The sequence below is a fragment of the Klebsiella sp. MBT K-1 genome, from assembly GCF_002556465.1.
GTDB classification, from domain to species: Bacteria; Pseudomonadota; Gammaproteobacteria; order Enterobacterales; family Enterobacteriaceae; genus Klebsiella; species Klebsiella grimontii.
In genome coordinates, this window is the sequence record NZ_PDEL01000004.1 from 164569 (window position 1) to 184118 (window position 19550).

A 19550-nucleotide genomic window follows, 5' to 3' on the forward strand; every position below is an offset into this window, starting at 1 on the left:
GCTATGTGGAACAACAAATTATTATAATTATTTATTTTTATTATACGGGGATTGTCTTTGACTGTATTTTGTTCTTACGCAAGGTAATCAATGCAAACAGTATCGTTCCGGTAATAACTAGCCCGGCAGACATCACAAAACTAATTTCTTTTGACCCAGTCAGATCGGAAATAAAACCGGTGAGCGTCGGGGCAACGACCGCTGAACTCATACCAAAGAAATTAAATAAGCTGAAAGCGCGGCCTAATGTTTTCGCTGATGCCTGCTCGGAGACAAACGAAATAAGAATCGGGTCAACGGCCATTTTGCCCAGCAGTCCGTACAGCACGAGGCTAATCATCAGCATGGTGGTATTCGGCGACAGGACGGTAAACATCAGCATGGCCGCGGCGACAATCTCCAGCCCGAGAATAACTTTGACTTTACTGTCGCGGAATTTATCCGACAGATGGCTAAAGAACAGCGCCCCCGGCACCCCGACAACCGCCACCAGCGCCGAAGCAAAACCAATGGCCCCGCCGTCAAAGCCGCGTTCGGTCTGGAGATAGGAAGGCAGCCAGGTGACGATCAGGTAGTAGCCGTAGCAGGTGCAGAAATAGAGGAAGTAAACGCTGCACAGCAGCGGCGAAAACAGCGGCGCTGACTTCTCTTCGACCGGTGCTGACGCCGTGGCGCTATTTTTATTGACCGCTGCGGCTGGCTCTTTAAGCTTGCGACGAATCACCAGGGTAAACACGCAGAGCATCACCACCAGGATCGCGGCGACAATAAACAACACGTTTTGCCAGGCCATATGCATGCTTTTGACCAGAATGCTTGAGCCAATCAGGCCAATCCCCATCCCGATAGCCGAGCCGCTGTTAATAATGGCGTTCGCCAGCGCCCGACGCTCCTGCGGCACGTTGGCCGAGGAGAGCGAATAGGCGGAGCTGAAGAAGGACGCGCAGCCGGCGCCGGCCAGCAGCGAGCCGATATAAATCAGCGTCAGGTTTCCCGCATTAGCGATGCTTAGCGTGCCGATAATAAACAGCGAGAAACCACACATCAGCATAATTTTCTGCCCCAGTTTATCAACCAGAATACCGCAGGGGATCTGCATTCCGCAGTAGGCAAGAAAATAGAAGCTGGCTATCGCGCCAATTTCAGCGTTACTGACGTTGCCTAAGGACGCCTGAATTTCCGGGTAAATCGGCGTTAATACGGTACGATAAATCCATATTGCCACCCAGCCCAGACTCATTACCACGACTATTTTCTTCCAATAGTCGATACCCGTTTTATTGATAGTATCCATAAATTCACCCGTGAGGTTTAAAAAACGCTGCCGGAATCGGCAGCATTTTCTCATTACGATATTTTATGATTCGCCATTAATTCCAGCGCCTGAACTAAAGACGAGTGATCTAATTCGCTACCGCCGTTGGCGACGCAGGTATTAAATAGCTCCTGACAGGTTGCCGTATTTGGTAAATTAAGCGCCAGCGCTTTCGCGCTCTGCAATGCCAGATTAAGATCCTTCTGGTGCAGGGAAATTTTAAAGCCGGGATTAAAAGTCCGGTTCAACATTCTTTCGCCATGTACTTCCAGAATACGCGAGGAGGCGAAGCCGCCCATCAGCGCCTGACGAACGCGAGCGGGATCGGCTCCGGCTTTAGACGCGAAAACCAGCGCTTCGGAGACCGCTTCAATATTCAGCGCGACGATAATCTGATTGGCGACTTTACAGGTCTGCCCGTCGCCGTTACCGCCGACGAGGGTGATGTTTTTACCCAGGATATCAAACAGCGGCTTCACGCGAGCAAACACCTTTTCGTCACCGCCGACCATAATCGAGAGCGTGCCTTCACGCGCGCCAATTTCGCCGCCGGATACCGGCGCATCGAGATAATCCGCGCCCAAATCCCGCACCTGCTGTGCAAAACGCTTGGTTTCAATCGGCGATATAGAACTCATATCAACGATGGTTTTGCCCTTCAGGGCCGCTTTGGCGCAGCCGTGTTCGCCAAACAACACGTCGGCAACCTGCGGGGTATCCGGGACCATGATAAAAATAATCTCGGACTGCTCCGCGACCTGCTCGGCGGTAGCCAGATGCTGCGCGCCCTGCTTGAGCAGTTCTTCAGCAACCGGACCGATGGTGGTCACGTGCAGCGCGTGGCCCGCTTTGGCAAGTCGGAGCGCCATCGGGGTGCCCATAATACCTAAACCAATAAATCCCAGTTTCATACGTTTCCTCTCAAAATTTCTGTTTCGATTTATTTGGGCAATAGTTATCCCTTCCCCGAAATGGAATAATAAATAGTGCCCAACGATAAATTAAAAATTAGCGGTAGCGATTAAACCATGTCAGGCCCGCTTCGGTGGTAGTCAGCGGTTTATATTCGCAGCCGACCCAGCCGTCATAATTTGACTTGTCGATAAATTTAAAAAGATAATCGTAATTAATTTCTCCGGTTCCCGGCTCTCCGCGCTCCGGGTTGTCGGCAATCTGTAAATGACCAATTCGGTTGGCATAAGTTTGCATCGTATGGGTTAATTCACCCTCCATGCGCTGCATATGATAAATATCGTACTGGATTTTCAGATTATCGCTGCCGACCTCATCAATGAGCGCTAGCGCCTGATGCGTGGTATTCAGATAGAACCCCGGCATATCGAAATAATTAATCGGCTCAATCAGCAGCAGAATCCCCTCCTGGGCCAGCGCGGCGGCGGCAAAACGTAAATTCGCCACCAGCGTGGCGCGAATATGATCTTCGCGATAGCCCACCGGGGTTTTACCGACCAGGCAGTTGATTTTACGATTGCCCAGCGCTTTGGCGTAGCGGACTGCGGCGTCAACGCCCTCGCGGAACTCCGCTTCGCGACCGGGAATACAGGCGATGCCGCGCTCCCCTGCCGCCCAGTCGCCAGCGGGTAAATTATGTAAGGTATGCTCCAGCCGGTTGTCGCTCAGCTTTTGCTTTAATACCTCGGGCGCATAGTCATACGGGAACATAAATTCAACGGCGCGAAAACCGCAGGCCGCCGCTTTATCAAAGCGCTCGAGAAAATCATATTCCTGAAATAACATCGAAAGATTGGCAGAAAAGCGCAACATAGGTTCACCTCATTTATTCATATTTCATAAAGCAGGTTTCGGTTGGCGCATCGATGGCGTTGTCGGCAACGTCTTCGAACTCCATGACGTTATCCAGCTCGCTGCCCATCGAGATATTGGTCACGCGCTCAAGGATCACTTCCACCACCACCGGCACGCGATACTCTTTCATCCACGCTTTCGCCTGTTCAAATGCGGGCGCGATATCTTCAGGTTTAAAGACGCGAATCGCTTTACAGCCGAGACCTTCGGCGACCTTCACGTGATCGACGCCGTAGCCGTTCACTTCGCTGGAGTTAATGTTTTCGAACGCCAGTTGGACGCAGTAGTCCATATCAAACGCGCGCTGCGACTGGCGGATTAAGCCCAGATAGGCGTTGTTCACCAGCACGTGAACGTAAGGAATATTGAACTGCGCGCCTACCGCCAGCTCTTCAATCAGGAACTGGAAGTCGAAGTCGCCGGAGATCGCCACCACGTTACGCTCGGGATCGGCGGCGCAAACGCCCAGCGCGGCGGGCAGCGTCCAGCCCAGCGGCCCCGCCTGGCCGCAGTTGATCCAGTGGCGGTCTTTAAATACGTGCAGCATCTGCGCGGCGGCGATTTGCGACAGACCGATGGTGGTGACGTAGCACACGTCGCGGCCAAAGGCTTTGTTCATCTCTTCATAAACGCGCTGCGGTTTGACCGGCACGTTATCGAAGTGGGTTTTACGCAGCAGCGTGCGTTTGCGCTCCTGACACTCGGCAACCCAACGCTCGCGGCGAGGCAGGCGGCCCTCTTTTTGCATCTGCTGCGCGATATCCACCAGTTGGGTCAACGCCGCTTTCGCATCGGAGACAATCCCTAAATCCGGGCACAGCACGCGGCCAATCTGCGTCGGTTCGATATCGATATGGATGATTTTGCGGCCTGCGGTGTACTTCTCGACCGAACCGGTATGACGGTTGGCAAAGCGGTTGCCAATACCGAACACAAGGTCGGAGGCCAGCAGCGTGGCGTTGCCGTAGCGGTGCGCGGTTTGTAAGCCGACCATACCGGCCATCAGCTCGTGGTCGTCCGGGATACAGCCCCAGCCCATCAGCGTCGGGATCACCGGCACATGGGTGATTTCGGCAAATTGCTGCAACAGCGCCGCGGCATCGGCGTTAATTACCCCGCCGCCGGCGACTATCACCGGGCGTTCGGCCATCAGCAACATCGCCAGCGCGCGTTCAATCTGCGGGCGCGTGGCAACAGGTTTATACGCTGGGAGCGGCGCATACAGCTCAGGATCAAATTCGATTTCCGCGACCTGGACATCATAAGGCAGGTCGATTAGAACCGGTCCCGGTCTGCCGGAGCGCATCAGATGGAAAGCCTGTTGCAGCACGCCCGGCACCAGCGCCGCTTCGCGCACGGTCACCGCCATCTTAGTGACGGGCTTAGCAATGGACTCTATATCGACCGCCTGGAAATCTTCTTTATGCAGACGCGCGCGCGGCGCCTGGCCGGTGATGCACAAAATAGGAACGGAGTCAGCGGAGGCGGAGTACAGCGCGGTGATCATATCCGTTCCCGCCGGGCCCGATGTTCCCAGGCATACGCCGATATTGCCGGCCGTGGCCCGCGTATAACCTTCCGCCATATGCGACGCGCCTTCCACGTGACGCGCCAGAATATGACGGATCCCGCCGTGCTTGCGCATCGCCGAATAGAACGGGTTAATCGCCGCGCCGGGCACGCCAAATGCGGTGGTAATCCCTTCTTTTTCCAGTACATACATTGCCGCGTCGACGGCTCTCATTTTTGCCATTTTTTACTACCTCGCTATATTGGAAAAATTTTCCAAATTTGAAAAAAGCCAAAAAAGTCCCGCTCCGCAGAGCGGGTCGGTTCGGCTATCAATCAGCCTGGGGTTTGAGTCCCAGCGCGGTGCTGATATTCCTTGCCGTCTCCCTTACCAGCTCTCCCTGGCTGATAAAACGATCCGGGGTTAAGCGGGACGCCGGCCCGGAAATCGAAATCGCCGCGACCACGGACCCCACATCATCGTAAACCGCTGAAGCAATACAGTTTAATCCTGTCACGTGCTCCTCCTGGTCAATGCTGTAGCCGCAGGCTCGCGCTTCATCCAGATTCCGCTGCAGGACCGGCAAATCGACGATCGTCGCCGGCGTAAACCGCTGTAGTCCGGTCTTCACAATGACATCCACCAGCTCTTCCGCCGACAGCGGATACAGCAGCGCTTTCCCGGCGCCTGAAGCATGCAGTGGTAGTCGGCTGCCGAGCGGCGCGCACATCCTCACCATCGACTTGCACTCCTGCTGGCCAATCAGCACCGCTTCGTTGCCGTTGCGAATCGCCACGTTGACGGTCTCGCCCGACATCAGCATCAGCCGGCGCATAAAGGGTCCGCCGACGGATAAAACATCCCGGTTGTGGATGTACGCCGAACCGATATTGAATGCGCCAAGTCCGATGTGCCACCAGCCTAACTGCGCGTCCTGATACACAAAATCCGCGCCTTCCAGCACCTTGAGCAGACGAAAGGTGGTCGACAACGGTAAGTCCAGATTCAGGGAAATATCGCTGACCGACGAGCTGCCGCCGCTCTTTTCAAGGTATTGCAGTATCGCGATCCCTCTCTCCAGCGCCTGGGCGCCTTTTTGCGCGGAAGGCTCCTGCTGGCCCGGCCTTCCCCGCCTTCTCACTTCTGTCATACCTCGATTATCTCCGGCTCAAAACCTGAGCATAAATAGTGTGTAAGCGCCCACATGTTATGCAAGATAATCGATAGCGTCACGTGCAACCTCACGCAAAGCTCAACTCCACGGTCGGGATCTCTACCACATCGCAGTTATCTTTTCCGCCGCGATCGACGGTTAAAAAATCGGTTTCACTCTGCCAGGCAAACAGCGGGTGATGCCAGACGTTACGATGGTAATTGACCCCCTGACGGCCATTGGAGATAAACGCGCGCAGCGTGGTCATGTCCGGTTGATCGCCTCCTGCCGCGACCACCACGACAAAGGCTTCACCGTTCATCGGCACAAACGCCTGGGTGCCCAGCGGATGACGTTCCAGCTCGGTGACCACAATCGGTAGCGCCGCCGGCTGGGCGCGGTTAATGCTGATCAGCGTGCGCTCCTGCTGCAGGGTTTCCACCATCGCCAGATCGTGAAAACGCTGGACTTTGCCATCGTTGATGTGGAAAAAATCCTGTCCTTCCGTTTCGATAACGTCCCCATAGGGGCGGAAGGCTTCGCGCGTCAGCGGCAATACTTCTAGCTTCATTGCATATTCCTTAGTCATTAAAAACCGTTCCCCTCCTCATACCTTGAGGGTAAGAGATGTACCGGTCAATTCATGGCCATCTCAAAGTGGTATTAACTATAAGTTGGAATAATTTTCCAAAACCTGATTTAAGCCACATAATTGAAATGGTTATTATGAAAAAATACTTAAAAATCATGGGGGAATTATTAAATTACGAGGAATGAGGCGATGCTAGACCCCGAAACACTACGTACCTTTGTCAGCGTAGCGGAGAGCGGCAGCTTCTCCAGAGCGGCGGAAAAACTCTATAAAACAACCGCCACTATTAGCTATCGCATCAAATTACTGGAAGATAACACCGGCGTCGCGCTCTTTTCCCGCACCACGCGCAGCGTACTGCTGACCCCGGCCGGGATGCACCTGCTGGCGCAGGCCAGAGAATGGCTTGGCTGGATTGACAGTATGCCCGGAGAGCTACAGCAGATAAACGACGGCGTGGAGCGCCAGGTCAATATTGTAGTAAATAACCTGATGTATGACCCGCAGGCCATCGCCCGGCTGCTGGCCTGGCTCAGCCAACGTTACCCCTTTACGCAGTTTCATTTTTCGCGACAAATTTATATGGGCGTCTGGGATACGCTTCTGCACGATGACTTTTCGCTGGCGATTGGCGTTACCGGCACCGAACCGTTAGGCGAAAATATTGCGGTCACCCCGCTGGGCGAAGTGTCCTGGCTGTTCGTGATGTCGCCGCATCACCCGCTCGGCCAGCAAAGCGATCCGCTATCGGAGGCCCAGCTACGTCGCTATCCTGCGGTCAATATTGAGGACAGCGCCCGGAGATTGACCAAGCGCGTCGCCTGGCGTCTGCCGGGGCAAAAAGAGATTGTGGTTCCCGATATCGAAACTAAAATCGCGGCGCATATCGCCGGCGTCGGTATCGGCTTTTTACCCGAGCCGCTGTGCCAGCCGCTTATCGCTCGCGGTGAGCTGATCGCCCGACAGATCCCGGCGATGCGTCCCCCCTCTCCTCTGAGCCTCGCCTGGCGCAAAGATCATCATGGTAAAGCGGTGCAGGATATCGCCTCGCTGTTCGTCCATTCGGCCCCGGAAATCCAGGGATTCCTGACACTATTCAGCGATACACCGTGAAAAATCAATTCAGCCTACCGCTCACCGCGTACAATAGGAGGATTATCGCGTCGAGCGACGCGTCTGGATGGCTTAACGGTTTAAATGATGCAATTAGTCCCACAGAATATTCGGCAGATCCTCGCCAGCGATACGCCGCTGATTGACGTACGCGCCCCGATTGAATTCAGGCAAAGCGCCATGCCCGCGGCGGTCAACCTGCCGCTGATGAACGACGACGAACGCGCCGCCGTCGGCACCTGCTATAAACGTCAGGGGCCGGAAGCCGCTCTCACGCTGGGTCATCAGTTGGTCAGCGGCGAGATTCGCGCCAGCCGCCTCGCCGCCTGGAAAGAAGCCTGCGCGCGTTATCCCGAGGGCTACCTGTGCTGCGCCCGCGGCGGCCAGCGTTCGCATATCGTGCAGCAGTGGCTGAAGGACGCAGGCGTGGATTACCCGCTGATTACCGGCGGCTATAAAGCGCTGCGCCAGGCGGCTATCCAGCTGACCGAAGAGCTGGTGCAGCGCCCTATCGTGCTGATTGGCGGCTGTACCGGTAACGGTAAAACCCTGCTGGTCTGCGCCCAGCCCGACGGCATCGATCTCGAGGGCCTCGCCCACCATCGCGGCTCTTCATTTGGCCGTACCCTGCAGGAGCAGTATCAGCAGGCAACCTTTGAAAATCATCTTGCCGTGGCGATGCTCAAAAAGTCAGAGCGGCAGACGCGCTGGGTGCTGGAAGATGAGGGGCATATGATCGGCGCCAATCACCTGCCGGAATGTATGCGTCTGCGCATGGCGCAGTCGCCGCTGGCGGTAGTGGAAGATCCGTTTGAGATCCGTCTTGAACGGCTGCGCGAGGAGTATTTTACCCGGATGCATCGCGATTTCCTGGCGGCCTACGGCGAAGAGCAAGGCTGGCGGGCATATAGCGAATATCTGCACCACGGCCTGTTCGCTATCCGCCGCCGCCTCGGGTTACAGCGTTTTGCCCAGCTCACTGCCAGGCTTGATGAAGCCCTGCTGGAGCAGCAGCGCAGCGCCAGCACCGAAGCCCACTTCAGCTGGCTGGTTCCCCTGCTGAACGAGTATTACGACCCAATGTACCGCTACCAGCTCGGCAAAAAAGCGGAGAAGATTATTTTTCGCGGCAGCTGGCAGGACGTCGCCGCCTGGCTGGCGCAGGCGCAGTAGTCACATCCTCCCTTGTCCCGGCTTGCGGCGTAAACGCCTTAGCCGGGCTACGGGTCCGCAAACGGCGAGCCCCGGAAGCGCAGCGCCGCCGGGGAAGTGTTTCAGCTTAGAAGTCGTAGCGCAGACGCACCAGGTTCATATCGCCCAGGTTGTCGGTGCTTGACGTGAAGACGTGTTCGTAGTCAACGCGGAAACCGTAATCCAGCTGGAAGCTCACGCCGACGCCGTTATCAATCCGCTGATAGTTACGGCCGTTCACGTACTGCAGGCGGTCGCCCATAAAGTACGGCTGAATAGATTTCACCGCATACTGACCAATCGGGAATTTATAACCGGCAAAGTACTCAATACCCCAGGCATCGCCCGCGAAGTAGTTATGAACATCGGTTTTTTTGGTGGTCAGGAAGTTCTGATACCAGCCGCCGCCGAAGGAGAAGGTCCAGTTATCCGGCGTCCAGCTTAGGGCGGTACCGACGATATTCTGGTCGTATGATTTGCTGTCTGAACTCGAGGGGTTACGCATATCGGCGCGGGTATAGTTCCACGCGGCACCCCAGGTCAAATCCTTCATAATGTGGTAATCGGCGCCGATGGAGCCACCGCCTTTACGCTTGTAGCGCAGGCCGTTGCCCGGCAGATATTCGCTGTCTTCGAATAAGTAAGAAGCGTAGAGATCGACATCGCCAACGGTTTTCTTGTATTTCAGCATATTGCGTGAGCGATAGGAACCATCGTAGTCACCGTTGATGCCGTTACCCGGCGCCTGGCCTATCATGTCGTAATCCCAGATATCGGTTTTTACCCCGACCACGTCGTAATAAACGCTGTTCTGCTGACCGTAGGTTAACGTCCCCCAGGTATCGCTTTTCAGGCCGGTATAGAGCATACGGCGGCTGGTGTTATTCGCGCCTTCGGCATAGTGGTTATCCCAGTCGAAAAGCGCCGGAATATTGACGCCCAGCTCGTAGTAGCTGATCCAGCTAATATCATCGAACAGATAGTAGTCGGCGGCGAAGCGGAAACGGGTGCCGCCATCGAAACCGTTACGTTTATAAGAGCCTTTGTCTCCGTCGCCGGACATCATATTGAACTGGGGACGGATGCTCCCGCCGACGGTGAAGTTAAGCCGGCTTAACGGATCGCCCGCCTGCGGATCTTGTTTTAAAAGCGTAATTTCCGCCTGGGATGCAAAAGAGGTTAACGCCAGGGCTGCGCCGATCGTTATCGCCAGCGCTTTTATTTTATGTGCCATACTTTTTCCTTGATTAATAAGCAACCTTATATTTGCCAGTTGAATATTAACTGCGATTGAGTATGACGTGTTGTTGAGTTTTTAATGTTTCGTGCGGTTAAAAATCAGTGACTTACCATTTTGTGCCGTTAAAAAAACAGTGGTTATCTTTTCATCGCCATGTCATTAAAATGGTCTATTACCGCGCAAACTTCATCCATGGAGGAACTATGTCGAAAAAACTACTGCAGCTGCACTTTGCCTTTAATGGCCCCTTCGGCAGCGAGATGTCCCGTCAGCTCGTGGAACTGGCCGAGTCTATCAATCAGGAACCGGGGTTTATCTGGAAGGTCTGGACGGAAAGCGAAAAGGATCAGGAAGCGGGCGGGATCTATCTTTTTGAGAATGAAGAAACCGCGCTCGCTTATCTCAACAAGCATACCGCACGCCTGAAATCTCTCGGCGTGGATGACGTTATCTGCAAAATCTTCGACGTCAACGAGCCGCTCACCGTCTTGAACCACGGTCATCTGTAATAGCCACTCTCATCCGTACCGGCCCCCCCCAGGGTTGCGGCTAACGCCTTACCCGGGCTATTTTCCCGTAGACAGCTGTGAAACGGTAGCCCGGCTAAGCGCAGCGCGAGCCGGGTGAAAACCCCGGGTCGCGGCTGACGCCTTACCCGGGCTACATCACTCACGCTATCCCTGACTAAACTGGCGGAACAGCGCCTTCCCTTTCAGCAAACGCAGCCCCAGCCAGCCGCCGCACAGCGACAGCAGTATCGCCCCGCACAGCGGCAGCATCACCCATAGCCGCCAGTCCGGAGACCACGGGAAGTCAAAGATTTTGCTTTGCAGCAGCGCCAGCGCTACCTCTGCGCCAATCGCCGCCACCACGCCTGACACCACGCCCAGCAGGGCGAACTCCGCCCACAGCGTGGTGCGCAGCAGAGACTTACCGGCCCCCAGCGTGCGCCAGACCACCAGTTCCTGATAACGCTGGCGCATCCCGACCTGCACCTGCGCCAACAGCAGCAACACGCCGCAGGCGGTGACCAGAATCACCATCACCTCAAGGGCGCGGCTTACCTGTGTCAGCACCTGGCCAATCTGCTGCAAAATCGCGCCGATATCCAGCAGGCTGACGGTGGGGAATTCGCGGTTGAGCTGCGTTAGCATCCCGTTGCCGTTATCCCAGCGGAAGCTGGTGAGCCAGCTTTGCGGCTGCCCGTCGAGCGCCCCCTGCGGGAAGATAAAGAAGAAGTTTGGCCGCAGGCTCTCCCAGTCAACTTTGCGCACGCTGGACACTTTCGCGCTAAAGTCCTGGGTATCCCCGGTAAACGTCACGCTATCGCCGAGCTTGACGCCCAGCCGCTGCGCCAGCCCCTCTTCAATCGAGACCTCGCCCGCTTTCGGCGGCCAGGTTCCGGCCACCAGCGGATTATGATCAGGCCGCTCGCGGCTCCAGGTGAGGTTAAGCTCGCGGTTCAGGGCTTCATCTTTATTGCCTTCCGTCGCCTGGCCGTTGATTTGCGTCAGGCGGGCGCGCACGATGGGATAGAACTCGGTGGCGCGGGTCTGATGTTCGGCAAGGAAGGTTTTCACCGGCACCACCTGCTCCGGGGCGATGTTGATCAGAAAGTAGTTAGGACTTTCCGGCGGCAGCTGCTGCTGCCAGCGATCGAGCAGATCGCCGCGCAGCACCAGCAGCAGGGCCAGCAGCATAAACGACAGCGAAAAGGCCGCCAGCTGGCTCAGGGTCGACCACGGCTGACGCAGCAGACGATTCACCGCCAGGCGCAGCGGCAGCGCTTTTAACGTCAAACGCTTCAGCAGCCACAGAACGCCCCATCCCGCCAGGCCGCACACCAGCGCCAGCACCACGGCGCCCGCCAGCACCGCCCATAGCAGAGGGCTGCCGCCCATCAGCAGCGCCAGCAGCGCCACCACGACCAAGCACACCACGGGAATATAGAACTTAAGCGGCCAGACATTAGCGACAACATCCTGGCGCAGCACTCGCAGCGGCAGGGTCGCCAGCAGCAGTCGATAGGGTCGCAGCCCGACCAGCAGGGAAATCACCACCATCGCGCCGATCGCCCACAGCCACGGCCAGCCGCTCGCCGCCGGCAACGCCGCCGGGAGCACCGGTTTAAGCATCACCAGCAGAATATTTTCTAGCCCGACGCCCATCGCCCCGCCGGCAACCACCGCCATCGCCAGCAGCATCAGCCACTGGCCGACAATCAGCTTGCGCAGCTGCGCCCGCCCGGCGCCGAGGGTTTTGAGGATCGCCACCAGATCGTAACGGCTGCGGCAGTAATGGCTCATCGCCACCGCCACCGCGGCGACCGCCAGCAGCAGCGTTAACAACGCCGACAGCAGTAAAAACTGCTGCGAGCGTTCCAGCGATTTGCCCAGCGCGCTGTCGTCCTGCTCCAGGCCGATCCAGCGATGTTCCGGCCCCAGCTTCGGCAGCAGCCATTTTTCATAATCCGCCAGCTGCTGCGGGGTTCCGGCGAACTTATAGCGCCAGGAAACGCGGCTGCCTGGCTGTACCGCGCCGGTTTTCGCCACGTCGGCGGTGTTCATCATCAGCCGCGGCGCCATCTGGAAGGGGTTAAAGCCGGCATCCGGCTCCTGAATCACCTCGCCGGCAATGCGCAGCGTAGCGTCGCCGACATCAATAGTGTCGCCGGTTTTCAGATTCAGCAGCGCCATTAATCGCGGCGCCAGCAGCACGGTCCCGGCGTGCGGCTTCAGCCCCGGCGGCTGGGTCTGCAGCTGACCATACAGCGGATAACGCTCGTCAACCGCTTTGACGTCCGCCAGCTGCGGCGTATCGCCGGAAAAGGTCATGGTGGCGAAGCCCAGCTGTTCGCCGACGGTTAAGCCAAGGCGACGCGCTTCGTCAATCCATGCGCCAGGGACTTCGCGTGAGCTGCGCAGCGTGCGGTCGCCAGCCATAAATTCCCGGCTCTGCTGGCTGAGTCCTTTCTCCATGCGGTCGCTTATCGAGCCCAGCGCCAGCACGCAGGCCACCGCCAGGCTTAGCGCCAGCCAGACAATCAGCAGCGACGGCGAGCGCCATTCGCGCCAGAACCAGCGGGCAATCATGCTTCCTCCCGCAGCTGGCCATCTACCAGCCGCAGCCGCCGGTCGCAGCGCGCCGCCAGCAGCGGATCGTGGGTGACGAGGATCAGCGTGGTGCCGTGCTCGCGGTTAAGCGAAAACAGCAGATCGGCAATTTTATCTCCGGTATGACGGTCGAGGTTGCCGGTGGGTTCATCGGCAAACAGCAGCTCCGGGCGGCCGTTAAACGCGCGCGCCAGCGCGACCCGCTGCTGCTCGCCGCCGGAAAGCTGCACCGGCAGGTGATGCAGGCGTTTACCCAGCCCCAGCTGCTCCAGCAGGGCCCGGGCGCTGCCGCGGCTCTGGCTGTCGCTTTCGCCGCGCAGCAGCGCCGGAAGCTCGACGTTTTCCAGCGCATTGAGGGTGGGTATCAGCATAAAGGATTGAAACACAAAGCCGACATGCTTTGCGCGCAGCTTCGCCCGCGCCTCTTCGTCCATCTGATGCAGCGGCTTGCCAAGCAGCGAGACTTCTCCGCTGCTGCCGTCGTCCAGCCCGGCCAGGATCGCCAGCAGCGTCGATTTACCGGACCCCGACTCGCCAATCAGGGCGATGGTTTGCCCTTGTTTGACAACCAGCTCAACTCCGGTAAGGATGGACAGCTGATGCTCACCCTGACCGACGGATTTCTTAAGATGATGAACTTCAAGTATGTTTTCCGCTGGCATTTGCCTTTCCTGTTTCTGGTCCTGTTTACCTGCCGCGCGATGGCGGCCGACACGCTGTTGGTTCTCGGCGACAGTCTGAGCGCCGGTTATCGTATGGCGGGCAATACCGCCTGGCCTGCGCTGCTTAACGATAAGTGGCAGACCAAAACGCCGGTGGTGAACGCCAGCATCAGCGGCGATACCTCGCAGCAGGGGCTGGCAAGGCTTCCGGCGCTGCTTAAGCAGCACCAGCCGCGCTGGGTGCTGGTGGAGCTCGGCGGTAACGATGGACTGCGCGGTTTCCCCCCGCAGCAGACGGAGCAGACGCTGCGTACCATTCTTGAGCATATCAAAGCGGCGAATGCCCAGCCGCTGCTGATGCAAATTCGCCTGCCCGCCAACTATGGCCGCCGTTATAATGAAGCCTTTAGCGCAATCTATCCGGCACTGGCCAAAGAGTTTGATATTCCTCTGCTGCCCTTTTTTATGGAAGAGGTTTATCTGAAACCGCAGTGGATGCAGGACGATGGAATTCACCCCAATCGAGACGCCCAGCCGTTTATCGCCGACTGGATGGCGACGCGTTTGGCTCCCTTAGTTAATCATGACTCCTGATAACAGCGAGTCATTCGCAGGTAAAGTTATGCAAAAATCGGTTTTAGTTACAGGATGTTCCAGCGGAATTGGTCTTGAAAGCGCCCTGGATTTAAAGCGCCAGGGCTTTAACGTGCTGGCCGCCTGCCGCAAAGCAGAAGATGTCGCGCGGATGCACGAACTGGGGCTGAGCGGTGTTCTGTTGGATCTTGACGATCCGCAGAGCGTTGAACGCGCCGCCGCCGAGGTGATTGCCCTGACCGATAACCGCCTGTATGGCCTGTTTAACAACGCGGGCTACGGCGTCTACGGCCCGCTGCCGACCATCAGCCGCCAGCAGATGGAGCAGCAGTTTTCCGCCAACTTTTTCGGCGCCCATCAGCTAACGATGCTGCTGCTTCCGGCCATGGAGCCGCACGGCGAGGGGCGTATCGTGATGACCTCATCGGTGATGGGGATCATCTCCAGCCCCGGCCGTGGCGCCTATGCCGCGAGTAAATACGCGCTGGAGGCCTGGTCCGACGCGCTGCGCATGGAGCTGCGCCACAGCGGTATTAAGGTCAGCCTGATTGAGCCGGGCCCCATCCGCACCCGTTTCACCAACAACGTTAACCAGACCCAGGCCGATAAGCCGGTGGAAAACCCCGGCATTGCCGCCCGCTTTACTCTCGGACCGGAAGCGGTGGTGGAAAAAGTGCGCCATGCTTTTGTCAGCGATAAACCGAAGCTGCGCTACCCGGTAACCCTGGTGACGCACGCGGTCGCCCTGCTGAAACGCCTGCTGCCGACCCGCGCGATGGACAAAATTATCCAGGGCTAAGTTGAAGCGCCTGCCGTCGCCCCCATATATCTATACAAGTATCGACTAAAGAGACTCGCTCATGTCCGCACAGAATATTGTCAATATTACCGAAGCTAACCTACACCAGACGCTGCAGCAGTCCGCAGCGACGCCGGTGCTGTTCTATTTCTGGTCCGCGCGCAGCCAACATTGCGAGCAGCTGACGCCGGTGCTGGAGAGCCTGGCCGCCCAGTACAACGGTCTGTTTACCCTTGCTAAGGTTGACTGCGATGCCGAACAAATGCTGGCTTCGCAGTTTGGCTTGCGCGCTATCCCTACGGTTTACCTGTTCCAGAACGGTCAGCCGGTCGACGGCTTCGAAGGCCCGCAGCCGGAAGAAGCGGTGCGCGCGCTGCTGGATAAGTTCCTGCCGCGCGAAGAAGAACTCAAGGCGCAGCAGGCGCTGGCGCTGATGGAGGAAGAGAACTATGCCGAAGCCCTGCCGCTGCTGAAAGACGCCTGGCAGCTGTCGAACCAGGAGAGCCAGATTGGCCTGCTGCTGGCGGAAACGCTGATTGCCCTGCACCGTTCCGATGAAGCGGAAACCGTGCTGAAAGCCGTGCCGCTGCAGGATCAGGATACGCGCTATCAGGGGCTGGTGGCGCAGATCGAGCTGCTGAAAAAAGCCGCCGACACGCCGGAAATTCAGCAGCTGCAGCAGCAGGTAGAGCAAAACCCGCAAGACGCGGCGCTGGCCTCCCAGCTGGCATTACAGCTGCATCAGGTAGGGCGTAACGAAGAGGCGCTGGCGCTGCTGTTCAGCCATCTACAAAAAGATTTAGGCGCCGGAAACGGCGAAGTGCGCAAGATGCTCCAGGAGATCCTCTCCGCGTTGGGCACCGGCGACGCGCTGGCCGCGAAGTACCGCCGCCAGCTCTACTCTCTGCTTTATTAATCGCAAAAAACCCGGCTCGCGCTGCGCGTAGCCGGACTACAGACTGGATGATCTTGTAGCCCGGGTAAGGCGTTTACGCCGCAACCCGGGAAACGCTTATGCCCGTTTTTTCAGCTGCGTCACCACCAGCTGATGGCGAGCGTTAAAGAACTTCAGGTAGGTCAGATACCCGGCGATAATCGTTGACAGACTGGCGGTAGAGAGCAGCATGAACGTCACCATAATCTGATACTTAATCGCTTTTACCGGATCAATCCCGGCGAAAATCAGCCCCGACATCATCCCCGGCAGGCTCACCAACCCTACCGTTTTCGCCGAATCCACCGTCGGGATCAGCGCGGCGCGAATGCTATCGCGGATCAGCCTCGCGGAAGCCATCTTCGGCGTTGCGCCCAGGCTCAGCTTCTCCTGAATCTGCTGCTGCTCGCTGCTAAACCGCTGCACCATATTGTTGTAGCACAGCCCGACCGCCACCATCGCGTTGCCGGCCACCATCCCGGCGATTGGAATGACCTGCATCGGCACAAAAGCAATCGACCCGGAAAAAACCAGCACCGCCAGGGTTAACCCGGCGCCGGTGGTTATCGCGATAAATGAAGAAACAAAGGCTTTATCGATATATTTGCTGCGTTTTTTCGCATTCCACGCCGCGTTAAAGCAGATAAACAGCACCATCAGCAGCGTCAGCACGGCGTGATTAACGTTAAAGATATATTTCAGCACGTAGCCGACGATAATCAGCTGCACAATCGCCCGGCAGATACTCCAGATAATATCTTTTTCCAGCGCCAGCTTTTCCCGGTAGCTGACCACAATCGCCACCAGCACCAGAACCATGGATAACGCCAGCGACTCGTTGGTAATATTATGCCCGTTCATTTTTTTGCTCCTCCTGCGCTTTGCCGCCGGCAGGCTGGAGCGTAATCACTTCATCCGCATGGGCAATTTCATTGCTATCGTGAGTGACCCACAGAACGGCGATATTTTTTTCGCTCGCATAGCGGTGAATAATCTCATTCACATTTTTTTTATTGCTCTCGTCCAGCGCGCTGGTTATTTCATCGAGCAGCAGCACCTGCGGTAAAAACTGCAGATTGCGAATCAATGAAACGCGCTGCTTTTCCCCGCCAGACAGCTCGTTAATGGATTTTTCCAGCGTATTTTTCGCCAGACCGAAGCGGGCAAGATCGGCCACCAGCGCCTTAGGATCCGGCTGTTTTTGACGGATCTGCCACGGGAAGATCAGGTTGTCATACACCGAATCGCCGAACAGCGCCGGGGTTTGCGCGCAGTAGGAAACCTGCTGGCGATAGGTTTCCGGCGTTAAGTCATTAATATCTTTACCGGCGAAGAAAATGCTCCCCGAGGTGGGGCTTTGCAGCGAAGCGATTATTTTTAATAACGTGCTTTTTCCGCAGCCGGAAGGGCCGGTAATCAGCTTAAATTCCCCTGCTCTGAGCTGAAAATTAATCTCATTAAGGATGGTCACCCCATCGGCCTGAAAACCCACGTTCTCCAGGCGCAAAATAGCGTTACTTTCGGTCATTATTATTCCCAGTTTTTCGACAACGCCTCTAGTTTACTCCACTTTTCTTTCACCCGGATGCGCGGAAAGATATACTCTGGTTAAACGCGCGCCGCTCTTCCGGCGCATCAACAGGCAACAAGACAGGAGGTTTTTGATGCTGATTTTTATCCCCATTCTTATTTTCGTCGCGCTGGTTATCGTCGGAGCGGCGGTAAAAATTGTTCCTCAGGGCTACCAGTGGACGGTAGAGCGCTTTGGCCGCTATACGCAAACGCTGCAGCCGGGTATGAGCCTGGTGGTGCCCTTTATGGATCGTATCGGGCGCAAAATTAATATGATGGAGCAGGTGCTCGATATCCCTTCGCAGGAGGTGATTTCGCGCGATAACGCCAACGTCACCATTGATGCGGTGTGCTTTATTCAGGTCATCGACGCGCCGAAGGCCGCCTATGAAGTCAGCAACCTCGAGCTGGCGATCATCAACCTGACCATGACTAATATTCGTACCGTGCTGGGCTCCATGGAGCTGGACGAAATGCTCTCCCAGCGCGACAGCATCAACACCCGCCTGCTGCATATCGTCGATGAAGCGACCAACCCGTGGGGGATCAAAATTACCCGCGTTGAGATCCGCGATGTGCGTCCGCCAGCGGAGCTTATCGCCTCAATGAACGCCCAGATGAAAGCCGAGCGAACCAAGCGCGCCTATATTCTTGAGGCCGAAGGGATACGTCAGGCGGAAATTTTAAAAGCCGAGGGCGAGAAGCAGTCGCAGATCCTCAAAGCCGAAGGCGAGCGTCAGTCGGCGTTTTTACAGGCAGAGGCGCGCGAACGTTCCGCGGAAGCGGAAGCGCGCGCTACGCAGATGGTCTCATCCGCTATCGCCTCCGGCGACATTCAGGCCATCAACTACTTTGTCGCGCAGAAATATACCGATGCGCTGCAGCAAATTGGCGCGGCCAGCAACAGTAAAGTGGTGCTGATGCCGCTCGACGCCAGCAGCCTGATGGGCTCCATCGCCGGGATCGGCGAGCTGCTTAAAGAAGGCGCCGGCGCGCAGAAAAAATCATGATCGCGCTAATTCTCGCCCACCCGCATATTTTCTGGCTCAGCCTCGGCGGACTGCTGCTGGCGGCGGAAATGCTCGGCGGCAACGGTTATCTGCTGTGGAGCGGCATTGCCGGCGTCGTAACCGGGCTGCTGGTCTGGATGCTGCCGCTGAGCTGGGAGTGGCAGGGCACGCTGTTTGCCGTCCTGACTCTGCTGGCGGCCTGGCTATGGTCGCGCTGGCTGCGTAACCGCGTTAAGCGCCAGAAGCCGGCGGACGCTCAGCTTAATCAGCGCGGGCAGCAGCTGCTTGGCCGCCGCTTTACGCTGGAAACGGCGCTGGTTAACGGTCGCGGACACGTCCGCGTGGGTGATAGTTCATGGCCGGTCATTGCCGATGAAGACCTCGCGGCGGGCAGCAAGATTGAAGTGGTCGCCGTTGAGGGGATTACCCTGCGGGTCAGGGAGCTCCCCGCCGGGCGTTAAGCCTGCGCTTTGCGGTGACAGCAGCCCGAAAGATTATCGATGATCGGGCAATCCGCGCTGTCATCGCCGGGGCAGGAGTCCGCCAGCGCCAGCAGATGTGCGCGCATCCCCTGCAGCTCGCTGATATGGCGCTCAATGTCCGCCACTTTCTCCAGCGTCCGGCGTTTCACGTCAGCACTGTGCCGCGACGGATCGTTAAACAGAAATATCAGCTCACGGCACTCTTCCAGATTAAACCCCACCTGGCGCGCCTGGCGCAGCAGGGTCAGTTCATCCAGATGCTGCTGGCTGTAGCTGCGGTAGCCATTTTCGCTACGCAGCGGCGGCGTCACCAGCCCCTTCTCTTCGTAAAAACGGATCGCTTTACTGGTTAAACCGGTTTTTTTCGCCACATCGCTAATATTCATCTTTCCCCCTTGACCTTCCCCTTGCTGGAAGGTTTAACCTTGCTAATACTCGATGAA

Annotated in this window: 20 protein-coding genes; 8 read left to right on the forward strand and 12 right to left on the reverse strand. The window is 57.0% G+C overall.

Features of this window, described 5'->3' with window-relative positions; all coding sequences use genetic code 11:
* Positions 1-40 precede the first annotated feature (40 nt).
* The 6 genes from CMQ96_RS07385 to allA all read right to left on the reverse strand — a co-directional run bounded on the left by CMQ96_RS07385 (position 41) and on the right by allA (position 6376).
* Positions 41-1294, reverse strand: a complete 1254-nt coding sequence (locus CMQ96_RS07385) for an MFS transporter (RefSeq protein WP_004137889.1) — start codon at positions 1292-1294, stop codon at positions 41-43.
* Between the two features lie 53 nt (positions 1295-1347).
* Positions 1348-2226 carry a 2-hydroxy-3-oxopropionate reductase gene (gene glxR, locus CMQ96_RS07390; protein ID WP_049085205.1) on the reverse strand — a complete coding sequence of 293 codons (879 nt, stop codon included), beginning with the start codon at positions 2224-2226 and terminating at the stop codon, positions 1348-1350.
* A 97-nt stretch (positions 2227-2323) separates the two neighbouring features.
* A complete protein-coding gene (gene hyi, locus CMQ96_RS07395; RefSeq protein WP_004137893.1) occupies positions 2324-3100 on the reverse strand; it encodes a hydroxypyruvate isomerase in 777 nt (258 codons plus the stop codon).
* A gap of 13 nt (positions 3101-3113) precedes the next feature.
* Complete coding sequence (gene gcl, locus CMQ96_RS07400; protein ID WP_049131939.1) at positions 3114-4895, reverse strand: glyoxylate carboligase; 1782 nt, start codon at positions 4893-4895, stop codon at positions 3114-3116.
* Between the two features lie 88 nt (positions 4896-4983).
* Positions 4984-5802 carry an HTH-type transcriptional repressor AllR gene (allR, locus tag CMQ96_RS07405; protein ID WP_049088818.1) on the reverse strand — a complete coding sequence of 273 codons (819 nt, stop codon included), beginning with the start codon at positions 5800-5802 and terminating at the stop codon, positions 4984-4986.
* A gap of 91 nt (positions 5803-5893) precedes the next feature.
* Positions 5894-6376 (reverse strand): ureidoglycolate lyase, encoded by a 483-nt coding sequence (gene allA, locus CMQ96_RS07410; protein WP_004137898.1) that lies wholly within the window; start codon positions 6374-6376, stop codon positions 5894-5896.
* A gap of 210 nt (positions 6377-6586) precedes the next feature.
* Between allA and allS the strand changes: the two genes are divergently transcribed.
* Together allS and mnmH are read left to right on the forward strand one after the other, a co-directional pair.
* Positions 6587-7510, forward strand: coding sequence for an HTH-type transcriptional activator AllS (gene allS / locus CMQ96_RS07415; RefSeq protein ID WP_004137900.1), 924 nt, complete (start codon positions 6587-6589; stop codon positions 7508-7510).
* 87 nt (positions 7511-7597) lie between these two features.
* Positions 7598-8683, forward strand: coding sequence for a tRNA 2-selenouridine(34) synthase MnmH (gene mnmH / locus CMQ96_RS07420; RefSeq protein ID WP_098066566.1), 1086 nt, complete (start codon positions 7598-7600; stop codon positions 8681-8683).
* Positions 8684-8789: 106 nt separating this feature from the next.
* Here the strand turns inward: mnmH and CMQ96_RS07425 are convergent, their stop codons facing one another.
* A complete protein-coding gene (locus CMQ96_RS07425; RefSeq protein WP_004130005.1) occupies positions 8790-9935 on the reverse strand; it encodes a porin in 1146 nt (381 codons plus the stop codon).
* Positions 9936-10144: 209 nt separating this feature from the next.
* On the opposite strand from CMQ96_RS07425, the gene CMQ96_RS07430 reads away from it, so the two are divergent.
* Positions 10145-10450, forward strand: coding sequence for a monooxygenase (locus tag CMQ96_RS07430; RefSeq protein ID WP_049085210.1), 306 nt, complete (start codon positions 10145-10147; stop codon positions 10448-10450).
* A gap of 165 nt (positions 10451-10615) precedes the next feature.
* Here the strand turns inward: CMQ96_RS07430 and ybbP are convergent, their stop codons facing one another.
* Together ybbP and ybbA are read right to left on the reverse strand one after the other, a co-directional pair.
* Positions 10616-13033 carry a putative ABC transporter permease subunit YbbP gene (gene ybbP / locus CMQ96_RS07435; RefSeq protein ID WP_024359005.1) on the reverse strand — a complete coding sequence of 806 codons (2418 nt, stop codon included), beginning with the start codon at positions 13031-13033 and terminating at the stop codon, positions 10616-10618.
* Positions 13030-13716 carry a putative ABC transporter ATP-binding protein YbbA gene (ybbA, locus tag CMQ96_RS07440; protein ID WP_024359143.1) on the reverse strand — a complete coding sequence of 229 codons (687 nt, stop codon included), beginning with the start codon at positions 13714-13716 and terminating at the stop codon, positions 13030-13032. Before ybbA ends, ybbP begins: the two co-directional genes overlap by 4 nt.
* Here ybbA and tesA point away from each other — a divergent pair.
* The 3 genes from tesA to CMQ96_RS07455 all read left to right on the forward strand — a co-directional run bounded on the left by tesA (position 13684) and on the right by CMQ96_RS07455 (position 16025).
* Entirely contained in the window at positions 13684-14310 is a 627-nt protein-coding gene (gene tesA, locus CMQ96_RS07445) for a multifunctional acyl-CoA thioesterase I/protease I/lysophospholipase L1 (protein WP_098066568.1), read from the forward strand. The two genes, ybbA and tesA, sit on opposite strands and share 33 nt — an antisense overlap.
* Positions 14300-15109, forward strand: a complete 810-nt coding sequence (locus CMQ96_RS07450) for an SDR family oxidoreductase (protein WP_162685301.1) — start codon at positions 14300-14302, stop codon at positions 15107-15109. Before tesA ends, CMQ96_RS07450 begins: the two co-directional genes overlap by 11 nt.
* Positions 15110-15170: 61 nt before the next feature.
* A complete protein-coding gene (locus CMQ96_RS07455) occupies positions 15171-16025 on the forward strand; it encodes a co-chaperone YbbN (RefSeq protein ID WP_004137910.1) in 855 nt (284 codons plus the stop codon).
* Positions 16026-16121: 96 nt separating this feature from the next.
* Here CMQ96_RS07455 and fetB read toward each other — a convergent pair whose 3' ends face one another.
* On the reverse strand, positions 16122-16904 hold the full coding sequence (gene fetB / locus CMQ96_RS07460) for an iron export ABC transporter permease subunit FetB (RefSeq protein ID WP_098066502.1): 783 nt from the start codon (positions 16902-16904) through the stop codon (positions 16122-16124).
* Complete coding sequence (gene fetA, locus CMQ96_RS07465; protein ID WP_024359007.1) at positions 16891-17571, reverse strand: iron ABC transporter ATP-binding protein FetA; 681 nt, start codon at positions 17569-17571, stop codon at positions 16891-16893. The genes fetB and fetA overlap by 14 nt, the downstream gene beginning before the upstream one ends.
* Positions 17572-17707: 136 nt before the next feature.
* Between fetA and CMQ96_RS07470 the strand changes: the two genes are divergently transcribed.
* Both CMQ96_RS07470 and CMQ96_RS07475 read left to right on the forward strand, forming a co-directional pair.
* Positions 17708-18625, forward strand: coding sequence for an SPFH domain-containing protein (locus tag CMQ96_RS07470; RefSeq protein ID WP_024359008.1), 918 nt, complete (start codon positions 17708-17710; stop codon positions 18623-18625).
* A complete protein-coding gene (locus tag CMQ96_RS07475; protein WP_049085213.1) occupies positions 18622-19086 on the forward strand; it encodes an NfeD family protein in 465 nt (154 codons plus the stop codon). Before CMQ96_RS07470 ends, CMQ96_RS07475 begins: the two co-directional genes overlap by 4 nt.
* Here CMQ96_RS07475 and cueR read toward each other — a convergent pair.
* Positions 19083-19493 (reverse strand): Cu(I)-responsive transcriptional regulator, encoded by a 411-nt coding sequence (gene cueR / locus CMQ96_RS07480; RefSeq protein ID WP_004129970.1) that lies wholly within the window; start codon positions 19491-19493, stop codon positions 19083-19085. The genes CMQ96_RS07475 and cueR overlap by 4 nt on opposite strands.
* Between the last annotated feature and the right edge of the window lie 57 nt (positions 19494-19550).

Bases quoted from the DNA above. Each gene is read 5' to 3' on its own strand.
- CMQ96_RS07385 (WP_004137889.1), bottom strand. From the start codon at position 1,294: ATGGATACTATCAATAAAACGGGTATCGACTATTGGAAGAAAATAGTC.
- glxR (WP_049085205.1), bottom strand. From the start codon at position 2,226: ATGAAACTGGGATTTATTGGTTTAGGTATTATGGGCACCCCGATGGCG.
- hyi (WP_004137893.1), bottom strand. From the start codon at position 3,100: ATGTTGCGCTTTTCTGCCAATCTTTCGATGTTATTTCAGGAATATGAT.
- gcl (WP_049131939.1), bottom strand. From the start codon at position 4,895: ATGGCAAAAATGAGAGCCGTCGACGCGGCAATGTATGTACTGGAAAAA.
- allR (WP_049088818.1), bottom strand. From the start codon at position 5,802: ATGACAGAAGTGAGAAGGCGGGGAAGGCCGGGCCAGCAGGAGCCTTCC.
- allA (WP_004137898.1), bottom strand. From the start codon at position 6,376: ATGAAGCTAGAAGTATTGCCGCTGACGCGCGAAGCCTTCCGCCCCTAT.
- allS (WP_004137900.1), top strand. From the start codon at position 6,587: ATGCTAGACCCCGAAACACTACGTACCTTTGTCAGCGTAGCGGAGAGC.
- mnmH (WP_098066566.1), top strand. From the start codon at position 7,598: ATGCAATTAGTCCCACAGAATATTCGGCAGATCCTCGCCAGCGATACG.
- CMQ96_RS07425 (WP_004130005.1), bottom strand. From the start codon at position 9,935: ATGGCACATAAAATAAAAGCGCTGGCGATAACGATCGGCGCAGCCCTG.
- CMQ96_RS07430 (WP_049085210.1), top strand. From the start codon at position 10,145: ATGTCGAAAAAACTACTGCAGCTGCACTTTGCCTTTAATGGCCCCTTC.
- ybbP (WP_024359005.1), bottom strand. From the start codon at position 13,033: ATGATTGCCCGCTGGTTCTGGCGCGAATGGCGCTCGCCGTCGCTGCTG.
- tesA (WP_098066568.1), top strand. From the start codon at position 13,684: ATGATGAACTTCAAGTATGTTTTCCGCTGGCATTTGCCTTTCCTGTTT.
- ybbA (WP_024359143.1), bottom strand. From the start codon at position 13,716: ATGCCAGCGGAAAACATACTTGAAGTTCATCATCTTAAGAAATCCGTC.
- CMQ96_RS07450 (WP_162685301.1), top strand. From the start codon at position 14,300: ATGACTCCTGATAACAGCGAGTCATTCGCAGGTAAAGTTATGCAAAAA.
- CMQ96_RS07455 (WP_004137910.1), top strand. From the start codon at position 15,171: ATGTCCGCACAGAATATTGTCAATATTACCGAAGCTAACCTACACCAG.
- fetB (WP_098066502.1), bottom strand. From the start codon at position 16,904: ATGAACGGGCATAATATTACCAACGAGTCGCTGGCGTTATCCATGGTT.
- fetA (WP_024359007.1), bottom strand. From the start codon at position 17,571: ATGACCGAAAGTAACGCTATTTTGCGCCTGGAGAACGTGGGTTTTCAG.
- CMQ96_RS07470 (WP_024359008.1), top strand. From the start codon at position 17,708: ATGCTGATTTTTATCCCCATTCTTATTTTCGTCGCGCTGGTTATCGTC.
- CMQ96_RS07475 (WP_049085213.1), top strand. From the start codon at position 18,622: ATGATCGCGCTAATTCTCGCCCACCCGCATATTTTCTGGCTCAGCCTC.
- cueR (WP_004129970.1), bottom strand. From the start codon at position 19,493: ATGAATATTAGCGATGTGGCGAAAAAAACCGGTTTAACCAGTAAAGCG.